Genomic DNA, 20,618 nt, shown 5'->3' with positions numbered 1-20,618 from the left:
CGGGGACGACAATGTGGCGAGATGCTACCGCCGCCCGGCATTTCGCTGGGCTTGATAGACTGGTAATGATCGATCAGGAATCGGTCCACTCACCACATTTTCAAACCACACCGTATATGGCGTGCCCGGTACTTGGCATGCCTTAATCCGGTCTGGCAGCGTCACCGATCCCGCAGGAGACACAGCAATACATGACAGCCCTGGCTACTGAATCATTCCGCGAGCAGCTTCTGAGCCGCCGTTACGAACCCAACGTCGCAGTTGTCAACGAGCTGTGCGACACCTTCCAGAGCCTCAAGCCGGACACCGTGGTCCCGTACGTGGACCCGATGCACGACGTCGACGAGTGCCGCATCATCAGCCTGTACTCCAACATCGGCACGGCCGATGAATCCGGTTTCATCACCGCCGGCGACAGCGAAGCTGCCACCCGCATGCTCGGCGTGCAGTGGAAGCTGGGCCTCCGCCCCGAATTCGTCATGCCCTGGAACGTGCACCCGTGGCACATCCCCGGCGAGCCCAACGGCAAGTTCACGCCTGACCAGATTTCGGCCGGCCTCAAGCCGCTGCTGAAGTTCCTTGCGCTGGTGCCCCGCGCCTCCGTCATCGTGGCCCACGGCACCGAGGCCAACCGCCTGGCCCAGCTGCTCCTGAAGACCGAAGTGCCGCTGCTCTGGCGCCGCGGCCTCAAGACCTACAAGGTCCGTTCACTCAGCGGCCGCGCATTCGCCGGCACCGAGGCCCGCCAGCAGCAGTACCTCGACGAAATGCACGTTGCGTACGCTGACGCCATGGCCCGCACCGGCCTGACCAAGGCGAACTAACTGCGCTGAACCAACAACGACGGCGGGTCCCCACCCGGAAAGGTGGGGAGCCGCCGTCGTATGTTCAGTTATTTGCCTTCGATGGCAGCCTTGGCGGCGGGATCGGAGTCATTGAGGAACTTCTCAATGCGTTCCGGTTCCTCCGCCTCGCCGATGGCCGACGATGCGCGGCCCAGGGCGTACAGGGCGCGCAGGAAGCCGCGGTTGGGCTCGTGCTCCCAGGGGATGGGTCCCACTCCGCGCCAGCCGTTGCGCCGCAGCGAATCCAAGCCCCGGTGGTAGCCCACGCGGGCGTAGGCGTAGGAGTCGACGGTCCGCCCCTCGTTCCAGGCCTCCTCGGCCAGGATGGCCCAGAGGAGCGAGGACGTGGGGTGCTTCGCCACAAGATCCAGTGCCTCCTGGCCGAGGGCCAGGTGCTGGTAGATCTCGGACTCCGCGGGCAGGAGCGTGGGCTCCGGGCCCATGAGGTTCCTGCGGAATTCGTCGGACATGGTTAGAACGTCTTTCCGGCCGAGCCGAGCTGCTTGGTGGCCTCAACCACGCGGGCGGCGAGTCCTGCTTCAGCGGAGGCGCCCCAGACGCGCGGGTCATAGGTCTTCTTGTTGCCGACCTCGCCGTCAACCTTCAGCACGCCGTCGTAGTTCTTGAACATGTGGTCCGCCACCGGACGCGTGTAGGCGTACTGGGTGTCGGTGTCGATGTTCATCTTGATGGTGCCGTAGGAAACGGCGTCCGCGATTTCCTGGTCCGAGGAGCCGGAGCCGCCGTGGAAGACGAGGTCGAACGGGCTGTCCTTGCCGATCTTCGCGCCGACCTGGGCCTGGATGTCCTTGAGGATCTCCGGGCGGAGCTTAACGCCGCCGGGCTTGTACACCCCGTGCACGTTGCCGAAGGTCAGTGCGGTGATGTAGCGGCCGTTCTCGCCGGCGCCGAGGGCTTCGATGGTGGCCAGGGCGTCTTCCACCGTGGTGTACAGCTTCTCGTTGATCTCGTTTTCGACGCCGTCTTCCTCGCCGCCGACCGTGCCGATCTCGACCTCGAGGATCATCTTGGCGGCAGCGGTGCGCTCCAGCAGTTCACGGGCGATGCGCAGGTTTTCCTGCAGGGTCTCGGCGGAGCCGTCCCACATGTGCGAGTTGAAGATCGGGTTGCGTCCGGCCTTGACCTCGGCTTCGGAGGCGGCCAGCAGCGGCAGGACAAAGCCGTCCAGCTTGTCCTTGGGGCAGTGGTCGGTGTGCAGCGCGATGTTGACGCCGTAGTTCTTGGCGACTTCGCGGGCGAACGCGGCGAAGCCCAGGGAGCCGGCAACCATGTCCTTGGTGGAGGCGCCGGACCAGTAGGCCGCACCGCCGGTGGAAACCTGGACAATGCCGTCGGACTCTGCCTCGGCGAAGCCGCGCAGGGCCGCGTTCAGCGTCTGCGAGGACGTGACGTTCACGGCCGGGAATGCGAAGCCGCCCGCCTTAGCGCGGTCGATCATCTCGGAGTAGATCTCTGGGGTTGCAATGGGCATGCTGACTCCTAAAGTGAATTTCGTCTACGGGTTGTGTTGACCCTGGAGTGGACCTCGTCGGCTAGCACCCATCCTAGCCATTTCTGCGAAGGGGCAGTGTTTCGGGTCACTGGCCGGGTAACACTTTGCACTGGGCCCGCTGCCTCGTGGTGGCACTCCGCGGCAGTTTCAGGCCCTCCAACTGCCGCGATCTGTCACCTCCCGCGCCACCTCGGCGGGGACTAGACGGACTGGCTGAACACGTGCCGGCGGATCCAGGCGTGCATGGCGATGGCGGCCGCGGACGCCGCGTTGATGGACCGGGTGGAGCCGAACTGCTCGATCGACAGAGTGTCCAGGGCCGCTTCGTGGACCTCCGGCGTCAGGCCCGGACCTTCCTGGCCGAACACCAGGACGCAGTTCTTCGGGAGGTCGTAGGTTTCCAGCGGCACGGAATCGGGGAAGATGTCGATGCCGATAATCGCCAGCCCCTCCCCCTGCGCCCACGCCACGAAGTCCTCCACGGTGGGATGGTGGCGGACGTGCTGGTAGCGGTCGGTGACCATTGCCCCGCGGCGGTTCCACCGGCGTCGTCCGATGATGTGCACTTCCTTGGCGAGGAACGCGTTGGCGGTGCGCACCACGGTGCCGATGTTGAGGTCGTGCTGCCAGTTTTCGATCGCGATGTGGAAGTCATGGCGTTTCGAATCCAGGTCCGCCACGATCGCCTCGTGCTTCCAGTAGCGGTACTTGTCCACCACATTGCGGCGGTCGCCGTCGGCCAGGAGGTCCGGGTCCCAGTGTTCCCCTTCGGGAAACTCGCCTTCCCAGGGCCCGACGCCGACCTCCGCCTTGGGCTCCGGTTCCCCGCCGGAGGGGGAATCAGGCGGGGAGGCGGGCGCTGTAGGGGTCTGGGGGTCAGTCACGCTTCAACTTTAGCCGCGGCTTAGCCGTCCAGCTTCCAGCGGTTCGCCCGGTACGAGTTGCCGATCTTCTCCAGTGCCTCCGGGTTGGCGGTCCAGTAACTCTCGTGCCCGCTGACGCCCATCATCTGCGGTGTGCCCCACGGAGTCACGGTGAACAGGTTGACGGCGCGGATGGCGTCTCCCCCGGCGTTGGTGCAGGTGAAGCCGACCACCACGGCGGCCGCCCGGCGGAACTCCCTGATTTCCGGCGTCGACGCCTCAAAATTGCCGGTGCATTTGTGGCCGACCAGGTGCTGCGGCAGTTCGGCGGCGGGGATGGCCTTGAGCTTTGCCTCGATCTCCTTGATGGCTGCCTGGACCTTTTCAGGCTCCTTGCCGTATTTGCCTTCCTCTGCTTCGGCGAAGAACGAGAACGCCGTGGAGATGCCGTCGCCGTCGCGCTCTTCAGTGCCCTTGGCGACTTGCTGCATCGGGGCGCCGGTGGCGGGGTCCTTGGTGATCCCGAACGTGTCGTCGCTGCTCCAGGCGGACAGGTAGGAGAACGAGGATTCCCCGGTGACAAACCGGTTGTAAAGCGGGTCGTCGCTGGCTGGAATGTTGGCGGGACCCTGCAGGTCATCCCAGCCGGCCGGAAGCGGGAAGGCCCCGGCCGGCATGTCATCGGCTCCGGCGTCTTCGGATGGTGCCACGGATTCCTCGGGGGCAGCACTGTCCTCTGCCGCGTTCGGGGACGCGGATTCGGCGGAAGTGGCCACGGGCGCCGGGCTGTCCTCAGCCTGCGGTTTGCTGAACGCGGGAATGACCCAGACAAACACGGCCACCAGCGCAACGGTCACGGCAGCGGCGACGGCAGCCAGGACAATGATCAGGTTCTTCTTGTTCCGAGGCTGATGGGGTTGCAGGGGGTGAGTCTGCGGCGGGAAGTTGTTCGATGGGTAGTGCTGCTGGGGCGGTGGCGGCGGGCCGTAGTTGTTGCTCATGGCTGTCCCTTTCAGGTGCTGGCGGGCATCCTGCGGTTCTTTGGATGCCCGGAATATCCTTGGGGACCTCCCGGCGCAGGCCGGCACAGCAACCACCGCGGACTCCCCCGATCCGCGGCCGCTGGCACACTGGTGCCAGCCACGAGCCTAGTCCAACGAATGGCGCCACAACGCCGCACCGGGTCTGTCATTCTTCCGTGCCGGATGTTCCGGCGCCCCAAAAATGACAGACTGGGAGCCGGAACCGGCACATCATCGTTGGAGGATCACCATGGCAAAGTCAGACGAAGTACGTTCATCGGCAGCGCTTTACCGAAGCGGCCAGGAGATCGAATGCTGGCTGACGGATATGGACGGAGTGCTGGTCCACGAAAACCAGCCCATCCCGGGAGCCGCGGAACTGATCCAGCGCTGGGTGGACACCTCCAAGCGCTTCCTGGTGCTCACCAACAACTCCATCTTCACTCCCCGCGACCTGGCCGCCCGCCTGAAGTCCTCCGGCCTGGAAATTCCCGAGGAGAACATCTGGACCTCGGCGCTGGCCACGGCGCAGTTCCTGAAGGACCAGGTCCGCGGCTCGGATTCCGGGAACCGCGCCTACACCATCGGCGAAGCAGGACTCACGACGGCGCTGCATGAGGCCGGTTTCATCCTCACCGACCAGAACCCTGACTTCGTGGTGCTCGGCGAAACACGCACCTACTCCTTCGAGGCGATCACCATGGCCATCCGGCTGATCCTTGCCGGCGCCCGCTTCATCGCCACCAACCCGGACGCCACCGGACCGTCCAAGGACGGCCCCATGCCCGCCACCGGCGCCATCGCAGCACTGATCACCAAGGCCACCGGCCGCGAACCCTACATTGTGGGCAAGCCGAACCCCATGATGTTCCGCTCGGCCATGAACCAGATCGACGCCCACTCCGAGACCACCGCCATGATCGGCGACCGGATGGACACCGACATCATCGCCGGAATGGAGGCCGGGCTGCACACCGTGCTGGTCCTCAGCGGAATCACGCACAAGGACGACATTGCCGCCTACCCGTTCCGGCCCAACCAGATCCTGAACTCGGTGGCTGACCTCAAGAGCCAGATCTAGCCGGGTTCAAGGCGCGGGCCCGGGCGCCGGCCCGGGTTTCCGGGGTCGGGCCGAAGGGCCCGGGCGGCAGGGTCAGAATGCAGTCATCTTGGGCCCGCCGGTAGGCAGCGGGAAGATCTCATCCTGCAACTCCTCCAGGATGGGCCGATAAACGAACGGGTTCCACTGGGGACTGGCGTGCGCCGGCAGGGCGTCATCGGTACGGCGGTCGTTGGACACCATGTTGGCCGCAAAGGTCCGCGCCCACGATTCGCGGGCCGTCTGATAGTTCACGGTGCCGTCCCGGGGATTGCCGATGAACGCCATCCGAGTCCCGCCCAGCTTGTCGGCGAACCGGGTGGCGTCGAAGTGGTAGATGTACGCGGATTCGGATTGGATCAGCACGCTGGACGGCGCAATCGGTGACAGCTGCTCCAGGCTCTGGTCCACCACCTGGCGCCAGGACCGTTCATCCTTGTGCACGATGCGTTCGCCCAGCTCGTACCCGCCGCGCAGCACCGTGGGAACCCGGAACCCGCCCTCGTAGAGCACCACCACGCCTTCGAACCAGCTCTGGTCCAGGACGTCGTACTTGCTATACGGGCTGGAGTCCAGCAGGATGAATTTCACCTCCACGCCGTGCAGCTCGCGAAGCCGGGCAGCGACCTGTGTAGCCACCATGCCGCCGAAACTGTGGCCGTAGAAGTACAGGCTGGTCAGCTGCTTCGCCCGGACATGCTCAATCACCGCGATCACGATCTGGTCAATGTCCAGCCCCTGGTTGGAATAGCCGACGGCGGCCAGCTGGCCGCGCTGGCGCATCGCACCGCGCAGGGAATTGAGGATCCACTGCGCTTCCTCCCAGCTGGTCTTGTAGCCGGGAAACAGGATCCAGCTGGCGTTCGGGTAGTAGCTCTCCGCGAAATCGTCGCCCAACGTCAGGATCCTGTTGGTGCGCCGCTCTGCCTGGACATAACGGGTGAAGAACATGTCGGTGGCCAGCAGCGCTGCCGCCCCCGATCCCGCCAGGAAGTTTCGCCGGGAAAATCTCCTGAGTTCGGCGGCATGCTTGAGGAGGCGGCCCTCGGCTGTTCCAGGGCCGCCCTCAGGCTGTGGTGGCTCCTGGACTTTCGGCACACCTCTACCGTAGCCACAGCGGAAGCCGGATATGAAACGCGCGGAACCGGCTAGTTCGCGGGCTCGGCCGGAAGCGCCTGCAGGGGATCCGTTGCGGCGTTCCGGCCGGCTTCGGCATTCTCCCGCCGCGAAATTTCCACCCCGATCGCGTCATACTGCGCCAGCAGCTCGGTGCCCGCAATCGCGGCGGGATCGTCCAGCAGTCCAAAGACGGAGTCGCTGGCAGCCAGGAGTTCGTCGTCGGAGTACTGGGCCAGCGGTCCGCATCCGGAAGGGTCGATGGAGGCCGCGAATTCACCGGTGATTTCAACGGTCTTCACACCGGGTCCGGCATCAGGGCCCAGGCCGTCCGGTCTGGGCATGAATTCGAGCGAAACGCCTGAACCCGCCGCGGAGCCGCCGCCGGAGGTGTCGCCGTCGACCGCGTTGAGGTCGTTGCGGAGCCCCACCAAAGCGGGCGATTCCACGAACGCGGCCTGCGAGAGATCCACCCGGATGTGGGCAGTGACACCCATGCGGCGGATACGGCGGATGACGTGCACCAGGGCGGGTCGGGATTCCTGGTTGAGGCTGCCCCGGACGTCGATCCGAACAACATTTGCAGCGACGTCCAGCTTAACGAGGGCGTGAAGTTTGCGGTCCATAGGTACTCCAAAAAAGGGTGTCTATGGCCGACGGCTCAACCTCGGACAGCGTAGCTTCCGCGGCCCGTCCAACACAAGCCTGCGGCGTGGCCCGGTTCAGCCGACCCGGACCTGCCGTGCGGTCAGCCGACCCGGGACTTGCCCTGCCTGGGCTCCTCGAAGTGGGTCCGGGTGCCCGCTCCGCCGACGGAATCCACCAAGGATCTGGCGATGTCCCGCAGCTTGACGTTGCTGTTGCTGGACGCGTCCGTCAGGATCTGCACGGCCGCCTCCTGGCTGCAGCGGTTCTGCGCCATGACGATGCCCACGGCGATGTCGATCGTGGTCCGGGACTCCAGCGTTGCCCGGAGGTTGGTGGCACTGTCTGTGTGCAGCGAGAACCTGACGGCCAGGCGCAGGGCCTGAGACACTTCGCGCGTGTACCCCCGGGCGCGCGCCGCCGCTTTCTCATCGAACTTGTGCGGGACATCCGAGTAGAGGTTCAGGGCGGCCTTCGCATCGCCCTGGAGGTGGAACGGGAGGGACAACACCGAACGCAGTCCGTGCGAGGCAACAGCATCGGCGTAGTCAGGGCCCCAGCGGTCCTCTTCGAAAAGGTCCGGAACGTGGACTTCCCGTTCTTCCTCGGCGGCCGTCAGGCAGGGCCCCTGCGAGAGCGAATACTGGATCTCATCCACCTCGCGCGCGGAATCGCTGCTCCAGCCGATGGTGGCCGCCTTGCGGTCCCGGAGCAGCGTGATGCCGCACAGGGCGTCGTCGCCGTCGCCCGCCATCTGGTGCGCGGAAAAGCGCGCCAGTTCGTTGAGGAAGTCCTCGAAGTCGGCACTCTCCAGGATGAGGTTCTGGATCTGTTCGACGGTGTTGGGTGCTGGGTTGGACGGGAGCATGGCGCGGTCTCTCCAGGTGCGTGACTTGAATTTGAGCTACGCAAATTGTAGGGTGCCGCCTCTTGGCCATTCAAGCGGGGTTAGCTCCCGGCTGAATTGTCCGCCGCTGAATTGTCCGCCGCCGGCGGCACGCACGCTAGCTCAGGCCGAGCTCATCCTTGCCGAACGCGAACAGGTAGGGAACTCCGGTCTCCGCTTCGATTTTTTCCTTGGCGCCGGTGTCGCGGTCCACAATTACGCCGACGGCCACAACGTTGCCGCCGGCCTTGCGGACACCCTCGACGGCGGTCAGTGCGGACCCGCCGGTGGTGGACGTGTCCTCGAGCACCAGGACCTTGCGGCCCTCCACGGAGGGTCCTTCCACCTGGCGGCCCATGCCGTAGGACTTCTGGGCCTTGCGGACAACAAACGCGTCCACGGTGCGGCCGGCGTCCACGGCGGCATTCATCACGGCGGTGCCCACCGGATCGGCGCCCATGGTGAGGCCGCCGGCGCACTCAAAGTCGATGCCGGCGTCGTCGATCAGCGAGAGCATGACCTGGCCCACCAGCTTGGACGCCTCGTGGTGCAACGTGATGCGTCGGAGGTCGATGTAGTAGTCGGCTTCGGCCCCGCTGGACAGGATCACCTTGCCGCGGACAACGGCGAGTTCCTTGATGAGTTCAAGCAGGCGGGCACGGGCGGCAGCAGCGTCAGCTGCACGGGGGCTGGTGGCAGTCATGGGGTCCAGTTTAGTGGCTCCGCGGTTTGTGACGGCGCGTCCTGTGCTGGCGGGAGAACGGGCCGGAACATGGGCAGGAGAGCGGGCCGGGGCGTCCCACGGGACTTTCTACTCTAGCCAGTTCTCCCGGCGAGGAGTCCGATTGAACCATGACGGCCGGAACCGCTCCATCCACCCGCTGGTCCGCAATCCCGAAGGACGTCCATGGCCTGGCAGTCCGCCCGAACATGGTGGACTACGACGCCAGCCGCGCCGCTTTCTCCTGGGATGAGGCGCGTCATGAGCTGGCAGGGCTGCCGGATGGCGGCGTCAACATAGCCTACGAGGCTGTGGACCGCCACGCCGCGGGCGATCGGGCCGGCCATGAGGCCCTGCGTTTCATCCGCGCCGACGGTACGGCGCGCTCCCTCAGTTACGCGGAACTGGCCGAACAGACCGGACGGTTTGCCGGCGTCCTGCACGGGCTGGGAATCGGCCGCGGGGAACGGGTCTTTTCGCTCATGGGCCGCAGCCCGGAGTTGTACGTCGCGGTATTGGGGACGCTCAAGAATGCCAGCGTTTTCTGCCCCCTGTTCTCCGCTTTCGGCCCGGAGCCCGTCCGCCAGCGCCTTCATCTGGGTGCCGGCCGCGCCCTGGTCACCACGCGGGCGCTGTACCGGCGGAAGGTTGCCCCGATCCGAGACCTGCTGCCTGAACTGGAGCACGTGCTGCTGATCGATGCCGAGGGCCTGCCGGACCCCGGAACGCTGGACCTGGCCGAACTCATGCGGGACGCGCAGCCGCTCGAGGCGGCACCCACCCGCGCCGAAGAAATGGCCCTGCTGCACTTCACCAGCGGGACCACCGGCACCCCCAAAGGGGCGATCCACGTGCATGACGCCGTCACCGCCCACCGCGCCACCGGATTCTTTGCGCTGGACCTGCACCCGGACGACGTCTACTGGTGCACGGCGGACCCCGGCTGGGTCACCGGCACCTCGTACGGTGTGATCGCTCCCCTCACCCACGGCGTGACCACCATTGTGGACGAAGAGGAGATGGACGCGGACCGGTGGTACCGGATCCTCGCCGAGCAGCACGTCACCGTCTGGTACACCGCCCCCACCGCCCTGCGCATGCTGATGAAGGCCGGCGCCGGCCACGCCGCCGGGCATGACCTGTCCGCCCTGCGGTTTGTGGCCAGCGTGGGCGAACCGCTCAACCCCGAAGTGGTGGTGTGGGGACAGGAAGCGTTCGGCCGGCCCGTCCACGACAACTGGTGGCAGACCGAAACCGGCGGCATCATGATCTCGAACTACCCCGCCATGGAGATCCGGCCCGGCTCCATGGGCCGTCCCCTGCCCGGCGTTGAGGCCGCGATTGTGGCGCGGGATCCGGACGGCAAGCCGGTGCTCCGGGACGGCGAGGCCGTGCTGGTCACCGCACCGGATGCGGTGGGCGAACTGGCGCTCCGGCCGGGCTGGCCGTCCATGTTCCGCGGCTACCTCCATGAAGACGAACGGTACCGGCGCTGCTTCGCCGGCGGCTGGTACCTCACCGGAGACCTGGCCAAGCAGGACGCGGACGGGTACTTCTGGTTCGTCGGCCGGGGCGACGACGTCATCAAGTCCTCCGGGCACCTGATCGGACCATTCGAGGTGGAGAGCTCGCTGATGGAGCACGAAGCGGTGGCCGAGGCCGGGGTGATCGGCGTCCCCGACCACCTGGCCGGCGAAGTGGTCAAGGCCTTCGTGGAACTCCGCACCGGGTGGCAGCCCTCGGAGGCGCTCAAGCTGGACATCATCGGCTTTGCCCGCAAACGGCTGGGCCCGGCGGTTGCCCCCCGGCTGCTGGACTTCACCGACGCGCTGCCCAAGACCCGGAGCGGCAAGATCCTCCGGCGGCTCCTGAAAGCCCGCGAACTCGGCCTCCCCGAAGGTGACACGTCTACCATCGAGACCCCGCCCGGCAGCTACCCCGGAGCGCCGGCGTGAGCGGCACATCAGCGCGGGGATCCGGAAGCGCGGACTCCGACCATACACGCCACCTGCTCCATCAGATGCTGCGCGTGCGGCGGCTCGAGGAGCAGTGCGTGGAGCTCTACAGCGCGGCGAAAATCCGGGGGTTCCTGCACGTCTATATCGGAGAGGAAGCGGTCGCCGCGGGTGTGATGAGCACCCTGGCTCCGGACGACGCCGTGGTGGCAACATACCGGGAACACGGCCATGCGCTGCTGCGCGGTGTGTCCGCGGGAGCCATCCTGGCCGAGATGTACGGCTATGTGGAAGGCTGCTGCCGCGGCCGCGGCGGCTCCATGCACCTGTTCGACGCCGCCACCCGCTTCTACGGAGGCAACGCGATCGTGGCAGGCGGGCTGCCGCTGGCCGTGGGCCTGGCGCTCGCCGATAAAATGTCCGGACGCTCCCGGGTGACCGCCTGCTTTTTCGGCGAAGGCGCCGTAGCCGAAGGCGCATTCCACGAAAGCCTGAACCTCGCCGCGCTCTGGCAGCTGCCGGTCCTGTTCTGCTGCGAGAACAATCTGTACGCCATGGGCACCGCGCTGGCCCGCTCCGAATCGCAGACCGATATTGCCCTCAAGGCCGCCGCGTACGAGATCTCCTCGTGGTCCGCGGACGGGATGGATGTGCTCGCCGTCGAAGAGGCTGCGCGCCGTGCCGTGGACGCCGTCCGGGCCGGCGGCGGACCGCACTTCCTCGAGCTCCGGACCTACCGGTTCAGGGCCCATTCCATGTTCGATCCCGAACGGTACCGGGAAAAAACGGAGGTCTCCCGCTGGATGGAGCGCGATCCGATCAGCACTCTCCGGAACGCCCTGGAAACCGCCGGCCAGCTGACGGAGAAGGACTGGAAGAAGATCCAGCAGGACGTGGACGCGGAAGTGAAGGCCGCCGTGGAGTTTGCCGAAGCCGGCACGCTGGAACCGGTGGAGGAACTGACCCGGTTCGTGTACAGCGAGCGGAGCCCGCAATGAAGACCACCTACCGCGAAGCCATGCGGGCTGCCATCCGGGACGCCCTCCAGCGCGACGAACGGGTGTTCCTCATGGGCGAGGATGTTGGCGCGTACGGCGGATGCTTCGCGGTGAGCCTTGGCCTGTTCGAGGAGTTCGGCCCGGAGCGGATCCGGGACACTCCGCTGTCCGAATCCGGCTTTGTGGGCGCAGGCATCGGGGCGGCCCTGGGCGGGATGCGGCCCATTGTGGAGATCATGACCGTCAATTTCAGCCTGCTGGCGCTGGACCAGCTGGTGAACAACGCGGCCACCCTGCTGCACATGTCCGGCGGGCAGTTCAACGTGCCGCTGGTCATCCGGATGACCACGGGAGCCGGGCGCCAGCTGGGAGCCCAGCACTCACACAGCCTGGAGGGGTGGTACGCCCACATCCCGGGGCTGCGGATCCTCACCCCCGCAACCCTGGAGGATGCCCGGGGGATGCTGTGGACGGCGCTGGAAGACCCGGATCCGGTGCTGATCTTCGAGCACGGAACCCTGTACAACGTGGCCGGGGACCTCGCTGACGACGCCGGCCCGGTGGATATCAGTACGGCCGCCGTCCGCCGCCCCGGCAAGGACATTTCGCTCATCACCTACGGCGGAACGCTACCGGCAGTGCTCGACGCCGCCACGCAGTTGGCAGCCGAGGGAATCGACGCGGAGGTGCTGGACTTGCGCGTGCTGCGCCCGCTCGACGACGCCGCCGTCCTGGGGAGCGTGGCCCGGACCCACCGCGCAGTGGTGGTGGACGAAGGCTGGCGGAGCGGCAGCATCTCCGCAGAGCTGTCCGCGCGGATCACGGAGAACGCCTTCTTCGACCTGGACGCACCGGTGGGCCGCGTCTGCAGCGCCGAAGTGCCGTTGCCCTACGCCAAACACCTGGAACTGGCGGCACTGCCCACGGCGGAGCGCATCGTCGCCGCAGCCCGGGAAGCGGTAGGCGCCCGTGGGTGATTTCAGGATGCCGTCCCTTGGTGCGGACATGGAGCACGGCAAGATGGTGGAGTGGCTGATTAAACCCGGCGACTACGTGCACCGCGGAGATGTGGTGGCCGTGGTGGACACGGACAAGACCGTCATGGACGTCGAAACCTTCGAAGAGGGCGTCGTGGCCGAGCTCCTGGTGGATGTGGGCACCACTGTTCCCATCGGCACTCCCCTGGCCCGGATCACCCGGACCCCGGACGACGGCGCCGGCCAGGCAGGAGGGCAGCCGGCGGTCCCGCCGGCAAAGGCTGGTCCGGAAGCAGCCGCGGCGCAGGTTCCTCCCCCGGTCCGGCACTTGGCCCACCAGCTCGGCGTGGATCCGTCCGGGATCCGCGGGACAGGCAAGCACGGGGCGGTCACCCGCGCCGACGTGGAACGCGCGGCGGCCGCGCGGTCCGATCGGCCGGTTCCTGAGGCTGCGCCGGTTCCCGAAGCTGCGCCGGCACCCCACGGGACCCGGGTGCGGTCCTCGCCCCGGGCACGGCGCCTGGCGGACCAGCTCGGCGTCGACATCGGCACGGTGCCGGGGACAGGCCCGGACGGCGCCGTCACCGAGGCTGACATCCAGCGTGCCGTGCAGGGAGCCGGGGCGTCCGCTCCCGCGGAGGCCCCGGCACCGGAAAAAGAACCGGAAGAAGAACCGGCAGCGGAAGAAACGCCGTCGCCGGACGCGCAGGACCGCTTGTCCAGCCTCCGCCGGTCCATCGGCTCGCTCATGACCCGGTCCAAGCAGACCATCCCGCACTACTACGTCAGCACCACGCTGGATCTTCGTGCCGCCATCGGATGGATGCAGCAGGTCAACGAACAGCGGCCGGTGGCCTCGCGGCTGGTTCCCTCGGCCCTGCTGTTGAAGGCCACAGCAGTGGCCGCCCGGGAAATTCCGGAAGTCAACGGCTTCTTCACCGACGGGGTGTTCCGGCCGAGCAGCACCGTGCACCTGGGCGTTGCCGTGGCCCTGCGGCACGGCGGCCTGGTGGCGCCTGCCATCCACGATGCCGACACCCTGGCCGTGGACGTGCTGATGCAGAAGCTGCGGGACCTGGTGGGCCGGGCGCGGGCGGGGCGCTTGCAGCGCGCGGAAATGGCCGACCCCACCATCACGGTCACTAATCTGGGCGACTTGGGGGTGGAGGCTGTGTACGGCGTCATCTACCCGCCGCAGGTGGCCATGGTGGGCCTGGGCAAGGTGGTGGAGCAGCCCTGGGCGCAGGACGGCATGCTCGGTGTGCGGCCCGCAGTCACTGCCACATTGTCAGCCGACCACCGGGTGAGCGACGGACTCCGGGGGGCCCGCTTCCTGGCCCGGATCGACGAACTGCTGCAAAAACCGGAGGAGCTATGAATGAGCAGGACGCACGGCAGGCCGTGCACGCGGCCATCAACCAGGTAGCCCCGGACGTGGACCTTGACGGTCTCGACGAAGGGTCCCGGCTGCGGCAGGACCTCGAGCTGGATTCGCTGGATTTCCTGAGGCTGGTGGAGACCATCGATGAGGCCACGGGCGTCGACATCCCTGAACGCGACTACGCCTCCGTGGCCACGGTGAGGGGCCTGATCGACTACGTCGCCTCACGCGGCTGAGCGCGGCTGGGCCCGGCGGGCAAAGTCGGGTGCATGCTCCGGCCTGGGTCCGAAGGCGATGAGCCGCGGCATGAGCCTTGTCAGCGCCGGAACGTGCCTGGCAAGAAACAACACCACTGACGGAACCCCGGACCTCCTCCCGGCGAACAGGGGCACGAAAACCGCCCGGTGCATGATGCGCTGAACGGTCTGGAGAAGAACGGTGGGCATCCGGCGCCGCCGTTCCACCGCAGCCAGATCATGCAGCGTCACCTGGCCTTGGAGCAGGCCCGGTGCCAGCCTTGCGGCCGCGGCCACCGCATCCTGGATGGCCAGGTTGATGCCCACCCCGCCTGCCGGGGACATGGCATGGGCGGCGTCGCCGATGCATAACAGCCCGTCAACGTACCAGCGCCGCAGCCGGTCCAGCCGCACATCCAGGAAGTGAAGGTCCTCCAGCGAACGGATGGCGTCCACACGGTCGGCCAGGTCCGGCCGCAAGGCGGCGACGCGTTCCCTGAACCGTTCAACTCCCTCGGCACGGATCCGGGCATCCGTTCCCTTGGGGCCGAGGTATCCCATCTGGTAGTAGTCGTCGCGGAACAGCGCAATCATGGCTTCGCGGCCCCGGAACGCCGGGACGATGCCCGCCACGGCGCCTTTTTCCGACGCGTGGCGCGGGAGCTTGAACCACCAGGTGTCGAAGGGAACGGGGTACTCCTTCGACTGCAGGCCGGCGGACCGGCGCAGCACGGAATGGCGCCCGTCCGTGGCCACCACGAGGTCCGCGTGGATCGCCCCTTCGGTACTTGCCTCGTCGCTGCCCGCACGTGTCCGGTAGCGGACGCCGGTGACGCGGCCGTCGTCGAACATTAGCGATGTGGCTTCATGCCTCATCAGGAGCCGGAATGTGGGTTCGCGCGCGGCCTCGGTGGCCAGGAAATTCAGGAAGTCCCACTGCGGCATCATGGCGATGTAATTGTAGGGCGGCTTCAAGGAGGCGAAATCGCCGAGCGTCAGCATCCCGCCGTTGGGGAGGGGGAAGGCGGCGGCGTTCAACCTGCTCTGCGGAAGCTTCCGGAACTCGTCGCCGAGTCCCAGTTCGTCGATCAGCCTGATGGTGGAGGCGTGCACGGTGTCGCCACGGAAATCGCGCAGGAAATCGCCGTGCTTTTCGAGCACAGTGACCTCCACTCCGGCCCGGGCCAGCAACAGGCCCAGCATCATCCCCGCCGGCCCTCCGCCGGCAACAACGCACCCCGTTTGCTCCATGCACCCACGCTACGCCGGACACACAAAGGCCGCACGCGCAATTGCTGCGCGTGCGGCCCGGGTGTCCTGCCTGAACCGGATCAGAGCCGGGTGTCGAAGGAATCGCAGAACACGTTCTCGTTGAACGTTCCCTGGAATTCCGAACTGCCCATGATCTTTTGGACGGTCGCCCGAATGGCCTCGGGCGACCCTGCGTGGGCGTGGATGGCGGTCTTCACCATCGGCACGTCAATCAGGTGGTTGGGCTGGTTGAGCGAGACGAACACGGTGGGGACCTCGGTGACGTACCACGGGATCTCCGCGGCCATCGGGGTGGACCACTTGATCCGGATGGCTGCCTCCTGGGCGAAGCCCTTCACATTGGCGAACACGAAAGCGGCGTCGTACTTGTCCGCGTAGTCGCCGGTGGCTTCCTCGGAGATGACCGACATGAAGTTCACACCGGTCTCCCCTGCCGCCTCACGCTGGTCCGCCGTCTTGAACAGGTGCACCTCAAACCCGGCGTTTTCCAGCTCCGCCTTGACGGTGTCCAGGTAGGCCAGCGGGTCGGCGCGGGTGAAGTCCGAACCGCCGGAGATGCCGTACAGGCGGATGCGTTTGTGCGTCGCCGGCGTGATGGGCAGGTTGTTGGCGGTGTCCTTGACGAGGGTGACGGTCTTGTCCGCGATTTCGGCGGCGACGGCCCGGTGGGCGGCACTGCCGATCACGGCGAGTGCTTCCACCGGCGGCACCAGCTCGTTGCGCCCCTTCTGGTGCAGCCCCAGCGAGGCCTTGAGGGCCAGGATCCGGCGCAGCGCGTCATGCAGGCGCTGCTCGGTGATGACGCCGGACTTGTAGCCGTCCAGCATGTACTGGAAATCTTCCGCGGGATTGCGGAAGAACAGGAACATGTCGCAGCCCGCCGCGATGGTGGCCGGCACCAGGTCCCTGCGCTTCATGGCCTGGGTCAGGCCGATCATCTGCGAGGCGTCCGTGAGGATAAGCCCGTTGAAGCCGAGTTCGCCGCGGAGCAGGTCCTGGAGCAGTTCCGGCGCCAGCGTGGCCGGCCGGATGTCCTTGTCCGCCAGGCCGGGACGGAAATGCCGGGAAAGTTCCGGCGCCCCGATGTGCCCGATCATGATGGACTGCACGCCGTGCCCGATCATTTCCCGGTAGACGTGCCCGTAGCTCCGGTTCCACTCCTCGTAGCCAAGGGTGTTGTAGGACGTGACCACGTGCTGGTCGCGTTCGTCCATGCCGTCGCCCGGGAAGTGCTTCATGGCGCAGGCGGTGGGTGACTCGCTGATGCCGTCGAAGTACTCCTTGGCGCGCTCCACCACGATCTCCGGCGTGTTGCCGAAGGCCCGGGTGGAGATGACCGTGTTCCGCCAGTTGTAGTGGATGTCGACGATCGGCGCGAAGGCCCAGTTGCAGCCCAGCGCGGCGGTTTCGACGCCGGCCACCTGGCCCATCTGCCGGGCGATGGCCTTGTCCGGGTGCGAGCCGGCCTGTAGGTGCGTGGACACGAACGTTCCGTCGTCGCAGCTTCCGGCTCCGCCCATTTCCGGGTTGGAGGCCACCAGCAGCGGGATGCGGGTCTTGGACTGCGCGTAGCGGATGTGCTCCTGCACCGCGGCGGAGGGGCCGGGCCGGTAGCGTATGCCGCCCACGTGGTAGTTCTCCAGCACGCCGTCGAGGTAATCCGGGGAGTAGTCGTTGTTGTGGTTGATGAACAGCTGCCCGATCTTTTCCTCGAGGCTCATCGACTCCAGGGTGCTGTTCACCCACTGGACCGCTGCGTCGTCGAGGTTGAACGGCGCGGCTTGGAGGTCGACGTCGAACTGGCGCGGCTGGGTGCCTGCGGCACCGGCGGAAGTCCCGCCGTCGGGAATTCCGACGACGGCGGCAGCCGTGGAACGCACGGCGGCGGCGATCCCGGCCAGTGCTTCGGCCACCACATGGTCTACGGGGGCGGCGATGTCCACCACGATGCCGGCTTCGTCGGCGCCGAGCGGTTCCAGCGTTGCGAGCTGGGAATCAAGCAGGGCGGGCGGCATGAAGTGCCCGGAGCGGCCTTCAGTCCGTGCCCTCAGCACCTCTTTGCTGCCGTGCAGGTGCAGGAACACGGTGTCCGGCGCCTGTTCCCGGATGGCGTCACGGTAGCTGCGCTTGAGCGCCGAGCATGCCAGCACCAGGCCTCCGTTCCCGGCGGCTGCGAGTTCGGAACCCACGGTGGCCAGCCAGGGCCAGCGGTCCTCGTCCGTCAGCGGCGTGCCGGCGGCCATCTTGGCGACGTTCTCCACGGGGTGGAGCGAATCGCCGTCGAGGAAGGGCACGCCCAGTTCGCGGGCCACCAGGTCGCCGATGGTCGTCTTGCCGCAGCCGGAGACGCCCATGACGATTATGCGGTGTTTGGTGGTGCCGTGTTCAACCAGGTGCTGCTCTGTCACGGGCTGCTCTGTCACGACCCGCGCCTCACCAGTCATGGACGGTGCCGTCAACGAGGCGGTTATAGGGCAGGTAGGCCTGCTGGTACGGGAACGCGGCTGCTGCTTCCTCGTTGAATTCGACGCCGATGCCGGGCTTGTCGCCCGGGTGCAGGTAGCCGTCCTTGAAGGTCATGGACTGTTCGAAGACCTCGTTGGTCTTGTCCGAGTGCTGCATGTATTCCTGGATGCCGTAGTTGTGGATGGCCAGGCCCACGTGCAGCTGCGCGGCGAAACCGACCGGGGAGATGTCGGTGGGGCCGTGGAAGCCGGACTTGATCTGGTACTGCGCGGCAAAGTCCATGACCTTCTTCAGCGGGGAGATCCCGCCGAAGTGCGTGGAGGCTGCCCGGACGTAGTCGATCAGCTGTTCCTTGATGATGGTCTGGTAGTCGTACACGGTGTTGAAGATTTCACCGATGGCCAGCGGGGTGGTGGTGTGCTGGCGGACCAGGCGCAGGGCTTCCTGGTTCTCAGCCGGGGTGCAGTCCTCGAGCCAGAACAGGTCATACGGTTCCAGAGCCTTGCCCAGCTTGGCGGCCTGGATCGGGGTCATGCGGTGGTGGCCGTCGTGCAGCAGCGGCAGTTCCGGGCCGAACTCGTTCCGGACGGCTTCGAAAACGGTGGGCAGGTGGCGCAGGTACGCCCGGGTGTCCCAGTCTTCCTCCACCGGGAACGCGCCGCGGCCGGCGGGCTCGTAGTCGTAGCGCTCGCCTGAGGCCTGGGCCTGCGCGGCGACGCCGTAGACGGCCTTGATGCCCGGGACGGCGGTCTGGATGCGGACGGACTTGTAACCGAGTTCCAGGTGCTCGCGGACGGAGTCGAACAGGGAAGGGATGTCCGCGCCGGAGGCGTGGCCGTAGGCGCGCAGGCCGTTGCGGGAGGCACCGCCGAGGAGCTGGTACACCGGCATGCCGGCCACCTTGCCCTTGATGTCCCAGAGCGCCATGTCCACGGCGGCGATGGCAGCCATGGTCACCGGGCCGCGGCGCCAGTAGGAGCTGCGGTACAGGAACTGCCAGGTGTCCTCGATCCGGTGCGGGTCCTTGCCGATCAGCAGCTGCGCGACGTGTTCCTTGAGGTAGGCGGCGACGGCGAGTTCGCGGCCGTTCAGGGTGGCGTCACCGATGCCGGTCACGCCGTCCTCCGTGGTGATCCGGAGGGTCACGAAGTTACGGGACGGGCTTGTCACGAAGACTTCCGCGGCAATGATTTTCACAGCTGTTCCTTTCGAGCGGGGCTGGGTCGAGGGTAGGTCGGGGCTTAGTTGGAAGTGGTGAGAGGCTTGGCGGCGTCTGCGCGTTCTTCGCTGGTGCGGCGTGCCTGGATTTCGGTGAGGATCCCGGCGTGCATGGCGTCGGTCAGTTTGTACTTGGACATGACCAGGACGGCGAGGATGGTCAGCACTGCCGGGATGGCGCCGGCTGCCAGCTGGATTCCGAAGAGGGCGTCGGCAGTCTGTGCACCGCCGGACTTGTAGCCGCCCAGTGCCAGTGCGTAGGCGGCGAGGGCGCCGCCTACGGCCTGGCCGGTCTTGCGGGTGAACGAGAACAGTGCGTAGGTGATGCCCTCGGTGCGGACACCGGTCTTCCATTCGCCGTATTCCACCGTGTCTGCTTCCAGGGCCCACACCACGATGTTGACCGCGAGGACGCCCACCAGGCTGATCACGAGGCCGGAGAAGCCGATCCAGACCTGGCTGGCAGGGGTGAGGAAGATGATGGTGCCGCCGATGACGGTGAGCACGGACGAGTAGATGTAGACGCGCTTCTTGCCGATGGTGCGGACCAGCCTGGGCATGAACCCGGCCAGTACGAAGGTGGCGGCCAGCTGAATGATGGACAGCACCGGGTACAGGCCCAGGTTGCCGAGGACGTCGCGCAGGTAGTACAGCTGCACCGAGGTCAGTGCCAGGTAGCCGGAGAGGAAGAAGAACGAGCTGATGCACAGCATCAGGAGGGGCTTGTTGCCCTTCAGGGTTTCCATGCTCTGCTTGACCGAGACGTTCGGGACGGCGCGGTGGACGCGTTCCTTGGCGGTCATGACGGTAAAGAAGTACAAGGCCGCGCCGATGACAACGAACACCAGGGTGATGGTGGTGAAGGTTGACTGCAGGTCAGCGCCCGGCTTGATCAGCGGTGCCACGAAGATGCCGAGGGCCGAACCGACCAGCAGGCCGCCCACCATGCGGGCGGAGCCGAGCTTGGCGCGCTCCCCCGGGTCCTGGGTCATGGCGCCGGCCAGGGAGCCGTAGGGGATGTTGACCAGGCTGTAGGCCAGGCCGAGTGCCGCGTAGGTGACGTAGGCGTAGAGCAGGGTGCCGGATTCGCCCAGCTGCGGGACGGAGAACGTTGCCACGCTCAGGAGCAGCAGCGGGATGGAGCCGAACATGATGAACGGACGGAACTTCCCGAAGCGCCTGCTGAAGGTGCGGTCCACCATGCGTCCGGCGAAAACATCGGCGAACGCGTCAAAGATCCTGACCACCAGCAGCAGGGTGCCTGCCGCGGCGGCCGAGATGCCTGCAACGTCCGTGTAGTAGACCAGGAGGAACATGGTGGCCGAGGTGAAGGCGAGGTTGTTGGCCGCATCGCCGGCGCCGTAGCCGAGGATGCTGAGCTTGCCGAGTTTTTTCATAATTGGGC

Annotated in this window: 19 protein-coding genes; 7 read left to right on the top strand and 12 right to left on the bottom strand. The window is 66.7% G+C overall.

The annotated features are described in order from the left end of the window. The first annotated feature begins 191 nt into the window (after nucleotides 1–191). Nucleotides 192–824, top strand: coding sequence for a uracil-DNA glycosylase family protein (locus tag AC07YR_RS07745; RefSeq protein WP_028272255.1), 633 nt, complete (start codon nucleotides 192–194; stop codon nucleotides 822–824). A gap of 68 nt (nucleotides 825–892) precedes the next feature. Here the strand turns inward: AC07YR_RS07745 and AC07YR_RS07740 are convergent, their stop codons facing one another. From AC07YR_RS07740 to AC07YR_RS07725, 4 genes are all read right to left on the bottom strand, one after another. Continuing rightward, nucleotides 893–1,315, bottom strand: coding sequence for a DUF3151 domain-containing protein (locus AC07YR_RS07740; RefSeq protein WP_055801094.1), 423 nt, complete (start codon nucleotides 1,313–1,315; stop codon nucleotides 893–895). Between the two features lie 2 nt (nucleotides 1,316–1,317). Continuing rightward, entirely contained in the window at nucleotides 1,318–2,337 is a 1,020-nt protein-coding gene (gene fbaA / locus AC07YR_RS07735) for a class II fructose-bisphosphate aldolase (protein ID WP_028272257.1), read from the bottom strand. Nucleotides 2,338–2,558: 221 nt separating this feature from the next. Then, entirely contained in the window at nucleotides 2,559–3,242 is a 684-nt protein-coding gene (locus AC07YR_RS07730) for a TrmH family RNA methyltransferase (RefSeq protein ID WP_494733616.1), read from the bottom strand. Nucleotides 3,243–3,262: 20 nt separating this feature from the next. Beyond that, nucleotides 3,263–4,222 carry a hypothetical protein gene (locus AC07YR_RS07725; RefSeq protein WP_494733615.1) on the bottom strand — a complete coding sequence of 320 codons (960 nt, stop codon included), beginning with the start codon at nucleotides 4,220–4,222 and terminating at the stop codon, nucleotides 3,263–3,265. Between the two features lie 271 nt (nucleotides 4,223–4,493). Here AC07YR_RS07725 and AC07YR_RS07720 point away from each other — a divergent pair, with 271 nt between their 5' ends. Beyond that, nucleotides 4,494–5,324, top strand: a complete 831-nt coding sequence (locus tag AC07YR_RS07720; RefSeq protein ID WP_028272259.1) for an HAD-IIA family hydrolase — start codon at nucleotides 4,494–4,496, stop codon at nucleotides 5,322–5,324. 72 nt (nucleotides 5,325–5,396) lie between these two features. Here the strand turns inward: AC07YR_RS07720 and AC07YR_RS07715 are convergent, their stop codons facing one another. The 4 genes from AC07YR_RS07715 to pyrE all read right to left on the bottom strand — a co-directional run bounded on the left by AC07YR_RS07715 (nucleotide 5,397) and on the right by pyrE (nucleotide 8,692). Next, nucleotides 5,397–6,440 carry a thioesterase domain-containing protein gene (locus AC07YR_RS07715; protein ID WP_494733614.1) on the bottom strand — a complete coding sequence of 348 codons (1,044 nt, stop codon included), beginning with the start codon at nucleotides 6,438–6,440 and terminating at the stop codon, nucleotides 5,397–5,399. Between the two features lie 50 nt (nucleotides 6,441–6,490). Then, the gene (locus AC07YR_RS07710; protein ID WP_436056568.1) at nucleotides 6,491–7,084 is read right to left on the bottom strand and encodes a hypothetical protein; all 594 of its coding nucleotides are present in this window, start codon (nucleotides 7,082–7,084) and stop codon (nucleotides 6,491–6,493) included. A gap of 122 nt (nucleotides 7,085–7,206) precedes the next feature. Next, entirely contained in the window at nucleotides 7,207–7,971 is a 765-nt protein-coding gene (locus tag AC07YR_RS07705; protein ID WP_055801107.1) for a GAF and ANTAR domain-containing protein, read from the bottom strand. Nucleotides 7,972–8,107: 136 nt separating this feature from the next. Further along, nucleotides 8,108–8,692 carry an orotate phosphoribosyltransferase gene (gene pyrE, locus AC07YR_RS07700; RefSeq protein WP_494733613.1) on the bottom strand — a complete coding sequence of 195 codons (585 nt, stop codon included), beginning with the start codon at nucleotides 8,690–8,692 and terminating at the stop codon, nucleotides 8,108–8,110. Nucleotides 8,693–8,841: 149 nt separating this feature from the next. On the opposite strand from pyrE, the gene acsA reads away from it, so the two are divergent. From acsA to AC07YR_RS07675, 5 genes are read left to right on the top strand one after another with little or no spacing between them, the layout of a single operon-like run. Next, on the top strand, nucleotides 8,842–10,665 hold the full coding sequence (acsA, locus tag AC07YR_RS07695) for an acetate--CoA ligase (RefSeq protein WP_494733612.1): 1,824 nt from the start codon (nucleotides 8,842–8,844) through the stop codon (nucleotides 10,663–10,665). Continuing rightward, nucleotides 10,662–11,663 carry a pyruvate dehydrogenase (acetyl-transferring) E1 component subunit alpha gene (gene pdhA, locus AC07YR_RS07690; RefSeq protein ID WP_494733611.1) on the top strand — a complete coding sequence of 334 codons (1,002 nt, stop codon included), beginning with the start codon at nucleotides 10,662–10,664 and terminating at the stop codon, nucleotides 11,661–11,663. The genes acsA and pdhA overlap by 4 nt, the downstream gene beginning before the upstream one ends. Beyond that, on the top strand, nucleotides 11,660–12,640 hold the full coding sequence (locus AC07YR_RS07685) for an alpha-ketoacid dehydrogenase subunit beta (RefSeq protein WP_055801115.1): 981 nt from the start codon (nucleotides 11,660–11,662) through the stop codon (nucleotides 12,638–12,640). The genes pdhA and AC07YR_RS07685 overlap by 4 nt, the downstream gene beginning before the upstream one ends. Beyond that, nucleotides 12,633–14,018, top strand: coding sequence for a dihydrolipoamide acetyltransferase family protein (locus tag AC07YR_RS07680; protein ID WP_494733610.1), 1,386 nt, complete (start codon nucleotides 12,633–12,635; stop codon nucleotides 14,016–14,018). The genes AC07YR_RS07685 and AC07YR_RS07680 overlap by 8 nt, the downstream gene beginning before the upstream one ends. Further along, entirely contained in the window at nucleotides 14,015–14,257 is a 243-nt protein-coding gene (locus AC07YR_RS07675; RefSeq protein WP_055801120.1) for an acyl carrier protein, read from the top strand. Before AC07YR_RS07680 ends, AC07YR_RS07675 begins: the two co-directional genes overlap by 4 nt. On the opposite strand, the gene AC07YR_RS07670 is transcribed toward AC07YR_RS07675, so the two are convergent. From AC07YR_RS07670 to uidB, 4 genes are all read right to left on the bottom strand, one after another. After that, nucleotides 14,246–15,508, bottom strand: a complete 1,263-nt coding sequence (locus AC07YR_RS07670) for an FAD-dependent oxidoreductase (protein ID WP_494733609.1) — start codon at nucleotides 15,506–15,508, stop codon at nucleotides 14,246–14,248. The two genes, AC07YR_RS07675 and AC07YR_RS07670, sit on opposite strands and share 12 nt — an antisense overlap. Before the next feature lie 80 nt (nucleotides 15,509–15,588). Then, the gene (locus tag AC07YR_RS07665) at nucleotides 15,589–17,883 is read right to left on the bottom strand and encodes a gluconokinase, GntK/IdnK-type (RefSeq protein WP_494733720.1); all 2,295 of its coding nucleotides are present in this window, start codon (nucleotides 17,881–17,883) and stop codon (nucleotides 15,589–15,591) included. Between the two features lie 79 nt (nucleotides 17,884–17,962). After that, nucleotides 17,963–19,192 carry a D-mannonate dehydratase ManD gene (manD, locus tag AC07YR_RS07660; RefSeq protein ID WP_055801126.1) on the bottom strand — a complete coding sequence of 410 codons (1,230 nt, stop codon included), beginning with the start codon at nucleotides 19,190–19,192 and terminating at the stop codon, nucleotides 17,963–17,965. A gap of 44 nt (nucleotides 19,193–19,236) precedes the next feature. Beyond that, nucleotides 19,237–20,610: a glucuronide transporter gene (uidB, locus tag AC07YR_RS07655; protein ID WP_494733608.1), complete on the bottom strand. Its 1,374-nt coding sequence runs from the start codon at nucleotides 20,608–20,610 to the stop codon at nucleotides 19,237–19,239. Nucleotides 20,611–20,618 lie beyond the last annotated feature (8 nt).

This window comes from Arthrobacter sp. GW460-12-1-14-TSB2, assembly GCF_059423525.1.
Note: the sequence above shows the minus strand (reverse complement) of the source record. Positions and strands in the feature narration are given on the sequence as shown.